The 15,208-nt window shown below is 43.7% G+C and carries 14 protein-coding genes; 12 read left to right on the plus strand and 2 right to left on the minus strand.

Translation table 11 applies throughout. The annotated features are described in order from the left end of the window. Positions 1-50 precede the first annotated feature (50 nt). The 3 genes from C1N53_RS15680 (at position 51) to C1N53_RS15690 (ending at position 1,840) form a co-directional block, all read left to right on the plus strand. Entirely contained in the window at positions 51-548 is a 498-nt protein-coding gene (locus tag C1N53_RS15680) for an HAD family hydrolase (protein WP_137760211.1), read from the plus strand. Positions 549-678: 130 nt separating this feature from the next. Continuing rightward, a complete protein-coding gene (locus tag C1N53_RS15685; RefSeq protein ID WP_137760212.1) occupies positions 679-873 on the plus strand; it encodes a cold-shock protein in 195 nt (64 codons plus the stop codon). Between the two features lie 121 nt (positions 874-994). Next, a complete protein-coding gene (locus tag C1N53_RS15690) occupies positions 995-1,840 on the plus strand; it encodes a geranylgeranylglycerol-phosphate geranylgeranyltransferase (RefSeq protein ID WP_137760213.1) in 846 nt (281 codons plus the stop codon). A 78-nt stretch (positions 1,841-1,918) separates the two neighbouring features. Here C1N53_RS15690 and C1N53_RS15695 read toward each other — a convergent pair whose 3' ends face one another. Beyond that, a complete protein-coding gene (locus C1N53_RS15695; RefSeq protein ID WP_137760214.1) occupies positions 1,919-3,817 on the minus strand; it encodes a T9SS type A sorting domain-containing protein in 1,899 nt (632 codons plus the stop codon). Positions 3,818-4,112: 295 nt separating this feature from the next. Between C1N53_RS15695 and C1N53_RS15700 the strand changes: the two genes are divergently transcribed. The 9 genes from C1N53_RS15700 to rodA all read left to right on the plus strand — a co-directional run bounded on the left by C1N53_RS15700 (position 4,113) and on the right by rodA (position 13,456). Next, positions 4,113-4,538 (plus strand): Fur family transcriptional regulator, encoded by a 426-nt coding sequence (locus C1N53_RS15700; protein WP_137760215.1) that lies wholly within the window; start codon positions 4,113-4,115, stop codon positions 4,536-4,538. A gap of 113 nt (positions 4,539-4,651) precedes the next feature. Next, on the plus strand, positions 4,652-5,143 hold the full coding sequence (locus C1N53_RS15705; protein ID WP_240773242.1) for a PaaI family thioesterase: 492 nt from the start codon (positions 4,652-4,654) through the stop codon (positions 5,141-5,143). Between the two features lie 119 nt (positions 5,144-5,262). Beyond that, on the plus strand, positions 5,263-5,850 hold the full coding sequence (gene purN, locus C1N53_RS15710) for a phosphoribosylglycinamide formyltransferase (protein WP_137760216.1): 588 nt from the start codon (positions 5,263-5,265) through the stop codon (positions 5,848-5,850). A 121-nt stretch (positions 5,851-5,971) separates the two neighbouring features. Continuing rightward, entirely contained in the window at positions 5,972-7,489 is a 1,518-nt protein-coding gene (gene purH / locus C1N53_RS15715; RefSeq protein ID WP_137760217.1) for a bifunctional phosphoribosylaminoimidazolecarboxamide formyltransferase/IMP cyclohydrolase, read from the plus strand. Between the two features lie 399 nt (positions 7,490-7,888). After that, positions 7,889-8,914, plus strand: a complete 1,026-nt coding sequence (locus C1N53_RS15720) for a rod shape-determining protein (protein WP_137760218.1) — start codon at positions 7,889-7,891, stop codon at positions 8,912-8,914. A gap of 9 nt (positions 8,915-8,923) precedes the next feature. Then, entirely contained in the window at positions 8,924-9,787 is an 864-nt protein-coding gene (gene mreC / locus C1N53_RS15725; protein ID WP_137760219.1) for a rod shape-determining protein MreC, read from the plus strand. Further along, a complete protein-coding gene (locus tag C1N53_RS15730) occupies positions 9,780-10,304 on the plus strand; it encodes a hypothetical protein (RefSeq protein ID WP_137760220.1) in 525 nt (174 codons plus the stop codon). The genes mreC and C1N53_RS15730 overlap by 8 nt, the downstream gene beginning before the upstream one ends. After that, on the plus strand, positions 10,301-12,130 hold the full coding sequence (gene mrdA / locus C1N53_RS15735) for a penicillin-binding protein 2 (RefSeq protein ID WP_137760221.1): 1,830 nt from the start codon (positions 10,301-10,303) through the stop codon (positions 12,128-12,130). Before C1N53_RS15730 ends, mrdA begins: the two co-directional genes overlap by 4 nt. A 3-nt stretch (positions 12,131-12,133) precedes the next feature. Beyond that, on the plus strand, positions 12,134-13,456 hold the full coding sequence (gene rodA, locus C1N53_RS15740) for a rod shape-determining protein RodA (protein WP_137760222.1): 1,323 nt from the start codon (positions 12,134-12,136) through the stop codon (positions 13,454-13,456). 52 nt (positions 13,457-13,508) lie between these two features. Here rodA and C1N53_RS15745 read toward each other — a convergent pair whose 3' ends face one another. Then, a complete protein-coding gene (locus tag C1N53_RS15745; protein WP_137760223.1) occupies positions 13,509-14,744 on the minus strand; it encodes a DUF418 domain-containing protein in 1,236 nt (411 codons plus the stop codon). Between the last annotated feature and the right edge of the window lie 464 nt (positions 14,745-15,208).

Raw genomic sequence — 15,208 nt, forward strand, 5'->3', positions numbered from 1 at the left:
AGAGGTTCTTTCGCATGAAAGAGCCTCTTTCATTTTAAGGCAGTCAGGCTATGTCTATTACACAACCAGATTTAACCAGGATTAACACTTTTATTTTTGATGTTGATGGCGTGCTAACCGACGGGGCGTTGTATGTTTTTGCCGATGGAGAAAAGGTACGCGCCTTTAATATAAAAGATGGCTTTGCCATGAAACATGCCTTAAGGCAAGGGTACAGAGTAGCTATTATCTCAGGTAAAAATGAGCCAGGAGTAAGAGTAAGGCTGGAAGAACTGGGAATAGAAGATATCTACTTAGGAGCCGAAGACAAAGTAGATGTCTTTGAAGATTATATTTACTTGCAAGGAATACATCCTGCCACAGTGGCTTACATGGGAGATGACATGCCCGACCTGGAGGTTATGCAACGATGTGGTGTGCGGGCCTGTCCGGCAGACGCTGCAGACGATATAAGAGAAATCAGCACTTTTATCTCGACCAAAGGCGGCGGCAAAGGGGCAGCACGCGAATTGATCGAAAAAATTATGAAAGAACAGGATACTTGGTAAGTACTTACAACAAATTAGGTATTTATACTAAATTTTATTCTATTTAAAAAATGTTCTAAATAGAAATTTGCATATATATTATTAAATTTTATCTTTACATTTAAATTATTTATTTTAATTATTGGTTTTTATGAAAACAGGAAAAGTAAAGTTTTTTATTGAGTCTAAAGGTTTTGGCTTTATTACTGAGGACGGAACTAATGAGGATTTTTTTGTTCATGTTACCGGCTTAAATGGTCTGCAGATTCAGCAACACGACCGTGTTACATTTGACACTCAGGAAGGGAAGAAGGGAATCAACGCTGTTAACGTACAACGAATCTGATATAAGATATACTGTACTGTTGCAGAAAGCTCCTATTCCTTAGGGGCTTTTTTTATACACCTGCCACAATTGTAGCTCAATTACTGAAGATGTAACTTTGTACATCTACTTTTAAATAAACGTGAAAGAATTTCTTAACCTTATCCGGTTTCCAAACCTTATACTTATTGTTTTAAGTCAGGCGCTGGCGCAGGCTTGCCTATTGGTGCCCGGTATAGAATTCGGCAAAGTGTTAGAGCCCGGCTTTCTTGGCCTTACCCTCTCTACTGTTTTAGTGGCTGCAGCGGGCTACATCATCAACGATTATTATGACATTAAGATTGATGCCATTAATAAGCCCGAACGTGTGGTGGTGGGCAAAACCATTCGGCGCCGCCCGGCCATGTTTGCTCACGTCATCCTTTCTTTTGTTGGCGTAGCTATAGGCGTACTGCTGTACATACCGATAGGGCTTATCAACATGGGAGCCGCGTTACTGTTGTGGGGCTATTCGGCCCGCTTTAAGAAAATGCTGCTGATCGGAAATGTGGTTATAGCCCTCCTATCTTCTTCTATGTTATTGGTTGTGGCTGTGTATGCTCATGTGCTGAATAATATAACTATAGGTTACGCCATTTTTGCCGGTATCATCTCCCTAATCAGAGAAATAATCAAAGACACAGAAGACATAAAAGGCGATGCTTCCTTCGACTGCCGCACTTTACCTATTGTTGTCGGCTTACATAAAACCAAACTTTTTCTTTACCCGATCATAGCTATTTTTCAGCTGTTCGTTTTTATTGTAGTGTTTCATGAAAGAACAAATTTACTGTTCGACATCTACATGCTGATCGCCGTGCTTGGCCCTAGTATCTGGATGGTTGTAAAGCTGGCAAGGGCAGACCGCAAGCGCGATTTCACTTATTTGAGCAACTTAGGAAAAGTAATTATGCTCACAGGAATCCTTTCGATGCTGCTGATCGGATAGGTTTAGCTATAGAAGCAAATAAAAAAGCCCTGTGCTGCTATAGCAGCACAGGGCTTTTTATTTGCTTCTGAGAGCCCTTTATTTAACAATGAACCTGCTCATAGCCATTTCGGAGCCGGAAACTACTCTTACAAAGTAAGTACCTTTCGAAAGCTTATCTGTTTCGATACGTGCAGTTACATTGGCATTATCAACAGACGCTACTGTTCTTCCAAGCATATCCTGTATAACAATCTGAGCATTACGAAGCCTTCCCAGTTCTACCGATACAGCACCATTAGATACCGTAGGATATACCAGGATAACATTTTGCACAAACTTGTCTTTAATACCTGCAACACCTCCCACTACAACAGATTCTGTAGCTGTGGCCAGCGCTTCTCCGCCAGCAGCAGGAACCAATGCCAACGTATAGTTGTAAGTACCCGGCGCATTAAAAGTAACTTTAAAGTTCATAGAAGCATCAGCTAACATAAAACCTTCGGCTGCTCCAAAATATGCTACACCATTTTCAAACGCTAAAGCTTCAAATTCTCCGTTACCGTCCTGGTCGGCCATTAAAGCAATATTTTCTGCCTGATCTGGAGTGGCAAGTGTGAACTGCAGGCGAACAGGTGTATTTTCGGCTATTGCACCACGTGTTGTGTTTACCATAAACTCTACCTCTGTATCTTTCACAACATCAGCTTTGTTATGCAATGTGCTGGCGATAGTTGGCTCTGCATCCGATACTCCAACCAATACCCGTTCAGCAGACCGGGCTACAGCCAGGTTGTTGTTGGCAGGATTAATAAGTTCGATGGTATAGTTATAAACACCTGCTTCCGCAAAGGTAACTTTCATGTTGGTAGTTGAAGCTGTAAAAGGCATTCCGGCTGCTTCTCCAATATAGGCCACCCCATTCTCATCCAGCGTCAGAGCCACAAACTCAGTTCCTTGCGCATACTGAAGCGAAACATTTTCTGCCTGGGCAGGATCAAACGAAAACTTATACCTCACATTAGTAGAGGCTGCCCAGGCTCCCATTGTGGTAGTAACACTAAAATCGGTTTCTGTATCTGGCATTGTATTCTGGCGGTTATTAAGCGTACTCGCAATAGTTGCTCCCGCTAATACCTCTATCGATTCATTAACAGCTGCAAGCACATTTCCATCAGTTCTCAGGAGTTCAACCACATAATTGTAAGTGCCCGCCTCCGACAGATTGATAGAAAATAACTGATTAAAATCTTCCAGCTCAGATCCTCCTTCAGGTCCGTATAACCATACACCACCTCCTAAAGCAGTTAACTCCTCTTTCTCAAATTCTGTATCAGAAGTAAAGTTATAAGATACCAGGCTGACATTATCATGTTGATTAGCATTCGTAAATCTGAATCTCACATTTACAGCATCACCTGCACGATCATGCGCTTCTACAAAAACGCGGAACAGCACGTCTTCGCCGCTTCTGATTTTACTCTCTCCGGCACTGATGACATCTAATGTGCTGTTTATAGTTGGTTCAAGCATCTGTGAAATAGTAATACTCTGATTTACAGAAGCAAGAGCATCTCCTCCGGCAGCAGGCACTACCGCCATTTGCAGGTTATAACTGCCTTCAAGGTTAAATCTTGCCCTGAAATTAAACGTTCTTGCCTCAAGAGGAAATCCGTTTTCAGCGCCAAACTCTACTACGCCCGCTTCATTTAAAGAGAGCGACTGCCATTCTTCCCCTTCTGCCTGCTGATACTGAAGGTTCACTAACTGCCGGCGTGTAGCAACATTATCACCTAAAAGAGAGATTCTTCCTTTTACTGCTGTATTATTGGCAATATTACCTTGAGTCAGGGAAACGGTAAATGTTACCAGCTCTCCGGCTTTAACATTTTCTGTCTGGCTTAAGGTACTTGTAATGGTTGGTGCTTGTGCGAAAGCTTGTAAGCCTAAGCTCCATGTAATCACAAGAACAAAGAGTGTAGATAAAAGTGTTTTCATTGGTCTGCGTAAATGATTATAAATAGATTACTTTTTACTTGAAATTACCTCCCTTTTAAAGGCAGTACGGTTGATTACGTATATATATAGCAAAGGATTTATATTTATAAGAAATTAAATTCACTATTCTCTTTTTCTACTGGATTAAGTGCAGAAAGTATACGTTATTCAGAAAATTGATTTGATTTATTGAGCAAAATAATGTTGTATGATGTTATGCTACTTTAAAAGGTATCTATATTATAGGATAGAAACAGTATATTTGTAATACCTGTTGAAGTTATAAGACAAGGGAATGGAGAAGGTTCAAAAGATTTTGGTAGAAAACGGTTTACGGAAAACAAACTGCCGCCAGGATATATTAGCTGTTTTTTTAAATCATACGCATGCTTTGGCTCATGCCGATTTAGAGCAGATGCTAGGAGACCGTTATGATAGAGTTACTCTCTACAGAACGCTGCATACATTTGAAGAAAAAGGTCTTGTACATAGTATAAATGATGTGAATGGCGCTGTTAAATACGCCCTATGCGAGCAGCCTTGCAACGAGCATCACCATCAAGATAATCATATACACTTCAGTTGCACCAACTGCAACCAGACAGTGTGTATTAACGAACTACTTATTCCGGAACTCAAATTGCCTGAAGGCTACAAAGTAAGCAGCCTGCACTTTTCGGCCCAGGGTGTTTGCAAAGCATGTTCTGCAACCACTGCCTAATACGCTCTTAGTTATAGAATAGCTTCGGGGAATTTCATCCTTCTGGTGTAAAGCTACAGCTTTTGCACGGTTAGCACCGTTTCCAACTGATCTCTTATACAAAAGAAAAAGCAGTGAAACCATCGTCATCGGCAGCGTTCCGGCAAATAGCTACTTCTCCTTTGAAGCTGCGCCTGTTTATGCTTTCAAAATTACCCATGGCCTATATGGCAGGGTTAAAAGTCAGCTTTGTGAGTGAAAAAACAGCCGCTGTAACTATACCCTATAAATACCTGAACAAAAACCCTTTTCGCTCTATTTATTTTGCCTGCCTGAGCATGGCTGCAGAACTCTCTACCGGCATACTGTGCATGATGCATGTTTACCGGTCTGAACCTGCTGTATCTATGCTGGTGGTGCACATGGAGGCTGACTTCACGAAAAAAGCTGTGGGTAAAATTACCTTTACCTGTACAGACGGAGATAAAATTTTGCACGCCATAGAACAGGCTAAAGCAGCAGGAGAACCGCAAACTGTTACTGCCAGAAGTACTGGCACCGACGAAAAGGGCGATGTGGTAGCAGCGTTCAGCTTCACCTGGTCATTCAAAGCTAAGGGTGGCTGAAAAATCATGGTAATGTTCATTCTGTATTCCTGCATCACCTCCTTCAGTAAAAATTCACTTCGGTTGCTGAACCTACAGCCAAACCCCTTATATTTGCGGCTTCAATACGCACTATTGGTTTGACACGATCTGACAAAAAGAACATAGTTATTTTAGCCTCCGGATCAGGCAGCAATGCGCAGCGCCTGATGGAGTACTTCGAGCACCATGCTCACATACGTGTAGCAGCCCTGTTCTCCAACAATCCGAAAGCTTATGCCCTAAAAAGAGCCGAGACCTTCCACGTCCCGGCTCTTTTGTTTTCACGCGATGAGTTCTATCACTCCGACAAAGTAGTACAGCAGATACAGGAGTTTAAACCTGATCTTATTGTACTGGCTGGCTTCTTATGGCTGGTTCCGCTAAACCTGCTACAGGCATTTCCGAACCGCATTATCAATATTCACCCTGCTCTGCTGCCCCAGTATGGCGGCAAAGGTATGCACGGGTTACATGTGCATACAGCTGTGGTTCAGGCAGGTGATCAGGAATCTGGTATTACCATTCATCATGTGAACGAAGAATACGACAAGGGAGCGTTTATTCTGCAGGAGCGCTGCCCTGTACTCCCCACCGATACACCCGAAGACCTGGCAGCCCGTATCCTAAAGCTGGAGCACAAGCATTTACCACGCATTGTGGAGAAACTGGTAATGGAACAGTCTTAGGTTACTATAATTACTATACCATCGAAAGGTATTGATAAACAGCTGTAAATGAAACGTATCATCTAATGCTTTTATACTAAAGTCCTTAAATTCAGCACATACATAAATTAGCACATTTTCTATGCAATCTGTTAAAATTAAATCTGCACTTATTTCGGTATACTATAAAGACCGCCTGGAGCCACTGGTGGAGCTTCTGAAACAACATAATGTAACTATCTACTCTACAGGCGGCACCCAGGCTTTCTTAGAAGAGCAAGGTGCTGAAGTTGTGGCTGTAGAAGATTTAACCAGCTACCCGTCTATTTTTGGCGGGCGAGTAAAAACGCTGCACCCGAAAGTATTCGGAGGCATTCTGCACCGCCGCGATAATACATCTGATTTATCGGAGCGTGAGCAGTATGAAATACCAGCAATAGATTTAGTGATTGTAGACCTGTATCCGTTCGAGGAAACAGTAGCATCGGGAGCCTCAGAAGCAGATGTAATTGAGAAGATTGACATTGGCGGCATCTCACTTATCAGAGCCGCTGCCAAAAACTTTAAGGATGTGCTGATTGTATCTTCGCGCGAGCAGTACGATGAGGTGGTGGAATTGCTACAGGCAAAAGACGGATCCACCGATCTGGAAGACCGCAAGCGCTTTGCAGCCAAAGCCTTCGATGTTTCTTCGCATTACGACACACACATTTTCAACTACCTGAACAGCGAAGAGCAGGTATTCAAGCAAAGTGTGAGAGAAGCTACTCCGTTACGCTACGGTGAAAACCCGCACCAGCAAGGCACATTCTATGGCAAGTTAGAAGACTTGTTTGAGCAGCTAAACGGGAAACAGCTTTCATATAATAATTTGGTGGATGTGGATGCTGCCGTTATGTTGGGTGCTGAGTTTGAAGAACCGGCTGTGGCTATACTAAAACATACCAATGCCTGTGGTTGCGCCACTGCCGACACCATAAAAGAAGCTTATCTGCTGGCACTTTCTTCTGATCCTGTTTCTGCCTTTGGCGGTGTAATTATTGCCAACAGAACCATTGATTTAGGTACCGCCGAAGAACTGAACAAGCTGTTCTTCGAAGTATTGATTGCACCTGAGTATGATGCAGAGGCACTGGAGTTGCTCCGCTCTAAAAAGAATCGTATTCTACTGAAGCAAAAGCCTGTAGAACTTCCCAAGAAGCTGTTTAAAACGCTGCTGAACGGTGTAATTGAGCAGGATAAAGACCTGAAAACAGAAACAGAAGCCGACTTTACCACGGTTACCAAACGTGAGCCGACTGCCGAAGAAAAGAAAGCGTTAGTTTTTGCAGCTAAAGTTTGTAAACACACTAAATCGAACACTATTGTGCTGGCAACAGACAAAATGATGTTCTCGAGCGGTGTAGGCCAGACATCCCGTGTAGATGCCCTTCGTCAATCCATCGAAAAAGCAAAAAGCTTCGGCTTTGATGTAAGCCAAACAGTAATGGCATCCGATGCCTTCTTTCCTTTCCCTGACTGCGTCGAAATTGCTGACCAGGCAGGAATAAAGGCTGTGGTACAACCAGGTGGTTCCATTAAGGACAAAGACTCTATTGAGTACTGCGATGCCCATAATATGGCCATGGTGATGACAGGTATCCGCCACTTTAAACACTAATAAAAAAGCTTAAACCCAATGCACTTGCTGCAGGGCCAGGTAAGCCTGATCCGGTAAAAGCCTGATTAGTACCACAACACCAAGCGGTCCCACTTCCGGATATGGAGTGGGACCGCTTTTTTATAGAAGAAAAGCAAGCTTACACCATTACAGCATTGGCTCGTACAAAGCCTGCAAAAACTCTAAAATCCAATTTCCAGGCTTGGAGCCCCAAACAATTTTAAGGCAGCTACAGACGGTGCAGCCATCATTTTAAGAGAAAAAAATTTAAATCTTTACACAGTTAAGCTATTTCGTTATTAATTCTGCTGAAATTCACTAATTTTGCCGCAAGTTTTTGACTAGAAATATACTATATTAAAAATATAACAAGGCACCGCACGCCTTAACCGATTCAGAATGGGACTATTTAATTTTTTAACAAGTGATATAGCCATCGATTTGGGTACCGCTAATACCCTTATCATCCATAACGATAAAATTGTAGTCGATGAGCCTTCTATCATCGCTATTGACCGCACATCTGGTAAGGTGATTGCCGTAGGGCGTAACGCTATGCAGATGCACGAGAAAACGCATGAGAACATTCGCACTATACGCCCTCTGAAAGACGGTGTAATTGCCGACTTCCACGCAGCGGAAGAGATGATCCGTGGTATGATCAAAATGATCGATACAGGACGTCGTTTGTTCCAGCCTTCTCACCGCATGGTCATCTGCATTCCATCAGGTATTACGGAAGTAGAGAAGCGTGCCGTACGTGACTCGGCTCAGCATGCCGGTGCCAAGGAAGTTTGGATGATACAGGAGCCGATGGCAGCTGCCATCGGTATCGGCATTGATGTAGAGCAGCCAATCGGCTCTATGATTGTAGACATTGGTGGTGGTACTACAGAGATTGCCGTTATAGCACTTTCCGGTATCGTTTGCGATCAGTCTATCCGTATTGCAGGCGATGTGTTTACAAAAGACATTCTGGACTATATGCGCCGCCAGCACAACCTGCTGATCGGAGAGCGTTCGGCCGAGAAAATCAAAATCGAGGTTGGTGCTGCTTTAACAGAGATTGAAAACCCTCCGGCAGACTACGATATCCGTGGCCGCGACCTGATGACAGGTATTCCGAAGGTCATTAAAGTTACTTTCCAGGAAATTGCCATTGCCCTGGATAAATCAGTTTCAAAAATCGAAGAAGCCGTTCTGAAAGCATTAGAGATTGCCCCTCCTGAACTTTCTGCCGACATCTATGACAACGGCATTCACCTGACAGGTGGTGGAGCTTTACTGCGAGGTTTGGACAAGCGTTTGGCTGCCAAAACAAAACTGCCTATACACGTGGCAGAAGATCCATTGAGAGCAGTTGTAAGAGGTACTGGTGCAGCTATAAAAGATATCGAAGGCTTTAGAAACGTGCTCCTGACGTAACAGCCACACATGCGGAATCTTTTTGCATTTATATATCGGTTCCGTGCATTCCTCATATTCGTGATTCTGGAGGCACTCTGCGTCTTCCTGGTAGTTCGATTTAACACCTACCAGGGAGCAGCCTTTTTTAACTCCGCCAACACGTATGTGGGCCGTGTACTGGAATTTCAGAGTGGTGTAACCGACTATTTCAGGCTGACTGCTGTTAATGGCATTCTGGCTCAGGAAAACGCTGCCCTGCGAGAAGAGCTGCTACAGTATAAGCTGGAAGCACAAGCCGATAGTACAGATCAGCTGGATACCGTTATGTATGCTCCCACGGATACTTTACAGAACAAACCTTATATACTGCATTCCGGTCGTGTAATAGGCAACTCTATACGCAGAACCAATAACTACCTTACGCTTTCTATCGGCACCAAAGACGGTGTACAGCCGGGCATGGGTGTTATTTCATCTAAAGGTGTGGTGGGCCGTATCAAAACCGTTTCAGAACATTATTCAACTGTTACATCGCTTCTCCACTCACAGCTGCTTATCTCCGCCAAAATTAAAAAAGACAACACGTTTGGCTCTATTAAATGGGCCGGGGGCGATTACCGTACCGCACTGCTGGATTACATACCACTTCATGTGAAACCTGTGGTAGGCGATACGATATTGACAAGTGGCTATAATACGGTTTTCCCGGAAGGCATTATGGTAGGCACTATCAGCGAAATTGAGCAGGAGCCGGATAAGAGTTTCTATACCATCCATGTTACGCTTTCAGTAGACTTTGCACAGCTCTCCTATGTGTATGTAGTAGAAGACAGGTATAAAGAAGAGCGTGAACAGTTAGAACAAGACGCAGGCATAGTTCCCCATGAATAGCAGCTTCGGAATAAAACATATTGCACAGTTTGTACTGTTTGTCGCTTTGCAGATTCTGCTGATAGACAACCTGGTGCTCTTCGAAACAGGGTTCTGCTATATTTATGTGGCCTTCCTGCTGTTTCTGCCAATCAATATAAATAAAGTATTCCTCCTGTTCCTGGGCTTTCTGGCCGGTGGTACGGTAGATATTTTTTATAATACCCTGGGCATTCATGCAGGAGCAAGTGTGCTGCTGGCTTATTTAAGGCCCTACATTTTGAACCTTCTTACGCCACGCGATGGTTACGATACCAACGATTCCGTGAACATACATATAATGGGATACCGCTGGTTCTTAGCTTACGCTACCTTACTCATAGTAACACACCATGCGATGGTCTTCTTTCTGGAAAGCCTGAACTTTATGGATGCTGCTTACATGCTGGCTAAAATCCTGCTCAGTTCCATTTTTACATGTACCGTCATGGTGATTCTGCAATTACTGTTCTTCTCTGTAAAGAGAGCTAGTAGATGAATTATTTGGAAAACAGAAAGTACGTTATCAAGGCCATATTTCTGGTAGTAGGCATTGTCTACGCCATCAGGCTCTTCTACATTCAGGTGGTAGACAGCAGTTATAAACAGGCTGCCGAAACAAACGCCATTAAGGCCATTATCCAGTATCCTTTCCGGGGACTCATTTATGACCGGAACGGTAAGCTACTGGTACAAAACACTCCTGTATACGACTTGATGATTGTTCCGAAAGAGGCCAAGCAGATTGATACCCTGCGCCTTTGCCAGCTACTGGACATCCCGCTGGAAGACGCACGTGAGCGCATCAAGAAAGCCAAAGCCTATTCCTGGGTAAAGCCTTCTATCTTCTTTCAGAAATTAAGTACACAGGATTTTGCCCACATCCAGGACAACCTGATTGATTTCCCCGGATTTTATATCAATGCCCGTACTGCCCGTGGCTATCCGCACAAGAGCCTGGCGCACGCACTTGGCTATATTGCTGAAATCAGCCCGAAACAGCTGGAAGACACCACCTACAAAGGCTACAGACCCGGCGATTATATCGGCAAAAGTGGTATAGAGTTGGAGTATGAAAAATACCTGATGGGCAAGCGTGGGGTTAAGTATAAAATGGTGAATGTGCGCGGTGTAGAGAAAGGCTCTTTTAAGGATGGTGCCTACGATACACTGGCTATTGCCGGGCAAAACCTGGTGAGTACCATAGACCTGGACCTGCAAGCTTATGGCGAGTACCTGATGGACGGTGCCAAAGGTAGCATAGTAGCCATAGAGCCATCCACAGGAGAAGTGCTGGCCTATGTTTCCGCGCCTTTCTACGATCCGAATGTGCTTACGGGCAAGGATTACGGAAAGAACTACATGTCGCTGCTCCAGGATAAAGATAAAACCATGTTTAACCGCCCGGTTATGGCCGATAGGAACCCTCCTGGTTCTATTTTTAAACTGGCACAGGCGCTTATCGCACTGGAGGAAGGTGTTATTACGCCCAATACACGGTTTGCCTGCATTAAATCGCTGGTGAATTGCCACAACCACCCCTCACCACTCGACCTGTACGGAGCTGTACAACATTCCTGCAACCCGTACTTCTTCCAGGCATACAAAGCGCTCATCAACCAGGGTAAATCAAAAAATACGTTTATTGATACCTCCATTGGCTTGAAAGACTGGCGGGAGCAGGTGCTAAGCTTTGGTTTCGGCGGCAAATTAGGCATCGACTTACCGGGAGAGAAAAAAGGCATTATAGCTTCTCCTGATTTATATGACCGCGTATATGGCCAGAACAGGTGGAAATACTCCACCATATATTCTTTAAGTATCGGGCAGGGGGAACTTGGGGTAACGCCGCTTCAGATGGCAAACTTTGCATCTGTCATCGCTAACAGGGGATATTATGTTACGCCCCACATTATTCGATCTGTAGGAGAGCACGGCAAACCTCTGGAAGAGTATCAGAAGCGCCACTACACTTCCATTAAACCGCAACACTTCGAGCCAATTATCGAAGGTATGGCAGAAGTAGTGCGCGCGGGCACAGCCCGAAGAGCTAACCTTGAGAAAGTAGGCATCACTGTGTGCGGGAAAACCGGTACGGCACAAAACCCTCAAGGTCCGGACCATGCTGTATTTATAGCCTTTGCCCCGAAAGATGATCCTAAAATTGCCATTGCTGTGTATGTAGAGCATGGTAAATGGGGTGGACAATCAGCTGCCCCTATAGCCGGCCTGCTGATTGAGAAGTACCTGACAGATTCTGTTACAATAAAGGAACAGGAGAAATGGGTACTGAGCAGAGAGTATATGAACATCAAATCAAAGTAAGCCATGGCTGTTGAGCAGAAGATATCAAAACATAGAATCGCACCGCGTAGCAGCAACCGCTCTTCCAACAAAATACTTCAGAACCTGGACTGGGTAACTGTACTGCTTTATGTGGTACTGCTAACACTGGGTTGGATGAATATTTATGCGGCCGTTTACAGCCCGGACAATGTGGTTAATATTTTCAGCATGGATATTAACTCAGGTAAACAGCTGCTATGGATAAGCGCCTCTGTTGTGCTTATTATTGTGTTAATGGTAGTGGATTATAAAATTTATGAGCACCTGGCATACCCCATCTATGGCGCTATTATACTACTCCTCCTGTTTACGTTAGCAGTAGCTTCTCCTATTGCCGGCTCCCGCTCATGGCTCGACCTTGGCGGTGGTGTGCGCCTGCAGCCTGCTGAGCTAGCCAAGTTTGCTACAGCGCTGGCCGTTTCTAAATATTTGAGCAGCATTAACCTGCGCCATCAGAAGCTGAAAGATCAGGCTATCCTGCTTGTGCTCACCTTTCTGCCTCCGGCTATTATTGTATTACAGAATGAAACAGGATCGGCCCTTGTGTTCGGAGCTTTCATCCTGGCCTACTTCAGAGAGGGGATGTCGCCCCTGATTCTTATCATTGGAGGCTCAGCTGCTGCAATCTTTATCCTGACATTGCTGGTACCAAAGCTGTACCTGATTATAGGTGTTGCCGTACTGATGGCCCTGGCCGTATGGCTCGATTACCGCCTGATGCGCCGCCTAAAGCTAATGATTGCGCTTTTTGGCGTTGTGGTAGCCATGATCTTTAGTGTTGATTACTTTGTGAATGACATTCTGCAGCCCCACCAGCAGAACCGTATCAAAGCCCTTATCAACCCGGAAGCAGACCCACTGGGCTTTGGCTGGAACGTTACACAATCCAAGATTGCGATAGGTTCGGGAGGCCTTATTGGTAAAGGGTTTTTAGAAGGGACACAGACTAAATTCGATTTTGTGCCGGAACAAAGCACTGACTTTATTTTCTGTACCATTGGTGAAGAACACGGCTGGGTGGGCAGTACTATCTTAATCGGATTGTTTATGCTGCTCTTATACAGAATTGTTTCTTTAGCGGAAAGGCAGAAGTCGGTTTTTGGCCGCACATACGGTTATTGCGTAGCCTCTATCATCTTTTTCCACTTCTTGGTAAACGTAGGAATGACGATTGGTCTGGCACCTGTAGTAGGCATACCACTGCCCTTCTTCAGCTATGGCGGGTCCTCCCTTTGGTCATTCACAATTTTATTGTTCATACTACTGGCAATAGACGCTAACAGAACCCAGGAGTTGGTAAGGTAATTAAAAAGCCGGATAAAATTATCCTGCTTTTTAATTGTATCACCTATAGCTTTTACTTTAGAGGAACAGCCGTGCCTCCTAATGTATCAGCTTCAATTATACTGTTTCTGCTTTTTCTGATAGGCTGTATTTTCATATAGGTTAATGAGCGCCAGAGCCACTCCAGCGGGCCCAGCCTGTAGTTTACCATCCACCAATGCGCAAATAACATTTGCCCAGCGTAAAATAACAGGGTAACAACCACCGAAAACGCTAATCCAACGGCACTAAGTGTTTCCGGCTCAAGAAAAAGCTCATAAAAGCCAACCATAAACAATGACTGTGTTACATAAACGGTAAGCCCGATTCTGCCCACCGGCACCAGCCACTGCAGCGCAGCACTAATAAAGTTTTCGCCCTGGAAGAGCTTTACAATAGCTGCCACAAAAAAGGCAGATAAGGCAAGCTTCTGAACAGCCATGCAGATAATCTTAACGACTTCTGCTCCTGAAGCAGATCCAAAACCGGCAAAACCCACCAAACCAATAATACCCGTGCTTAACACAGTAAAGATTCCGCCCCACCAAAACAACCTGTTGTGGAGTGTATTATTTTCAGGAGTTAGTTTAAATATGTTTCTTTTGCCTGCATAAAGCCCTAGCATAAACAAGGCTATGGTAACAAACATTCTACCAGACGGTATCAGAAAGGCGAATTTTGCTACCCCAAATACATCACTAATGGCATAATTGTTAGCGGCAGTTATAGGAGGGAATACTACTGCTTCCACCTGGGCAGAAAAAACAGTTACCAATACACTTATCACCAGCAACACAGCACTGCCAATAAGCAACTTTACTTTAGACCAATCAACACAAAAAATTAGCACAAGCCCTAAGAGCGCATAGATCTGCAGCACATCTCTTGGGTATAACATGGTATGGATATAGCCGATCACTAACAAAATGGCAAGTCGCCATACAAAGCGGCCGACAAACGGTACTCCTTTATTTCTGGCACTTCTAAGTTGTATGGCAAAGCTTAAGCCGAACAAGAAAGAGAAGATGCTATAGAATTTCCCTGTTGCCAGCACCTGTACACCCATCTTGATAAGATTATCAAGTGTGCTTAAACTACCGGCATCAGATATATCGGTTGGTTGGCCAGTTGTTTCTAAAAAAGAGTAAGTAGTATGAGTAAGGATGATTCCAAGCAGAGAGAAGCCACGCAACGCATCGATTACTTCTATTCTTTTAGAAGAAACTTCTATGCCTGGTGAACTACTAGTAGAAGTATTCAGTGAAGCCATATTGTACAAAAAATGGTAAAGTAATTATAAATTGTGCCTTGGCATAAGCCATACAAATAGACTTTATACAGCATATAGCACATAAATTATTTACCTATACACACATAACCCGATATAGTTTCACTGCTCTTAAAGATTCACACATTAGAAACATCCAATTTCACAAGCAATAAAAGAATATATTAATATTTATATCAAATATATAAAACAACAGGAATACACTGATTAGCAGACTAATAACACAAGCTTCAGAGAATATAAATAACCTGAATCAAGCAACAGAGTTGATTGAAGCAAGTATGGTAATTTGCTATTATATTTCAATGTATTTACCGCATGTTATATATAATGGCAATTTAAAAGCGGAAAATCAAGGTAGGTATATCCAGCTGTTACAGTATCTAAAAAATGGTATTAAATAAAGAAAGCTGCCTTACAGGAGCATCAGACTATATATTTATTCT

The sequence above is a fragment of the Pontibacter sp. SGAir0037 genome (genome assembly GCF_005491705.1).
Classification (GTDB): domain Bacteria; phylum Bacteroidota; class Bacteroidia; order Cytophagales; family Hymenobacteraceae; genus Pontibacter.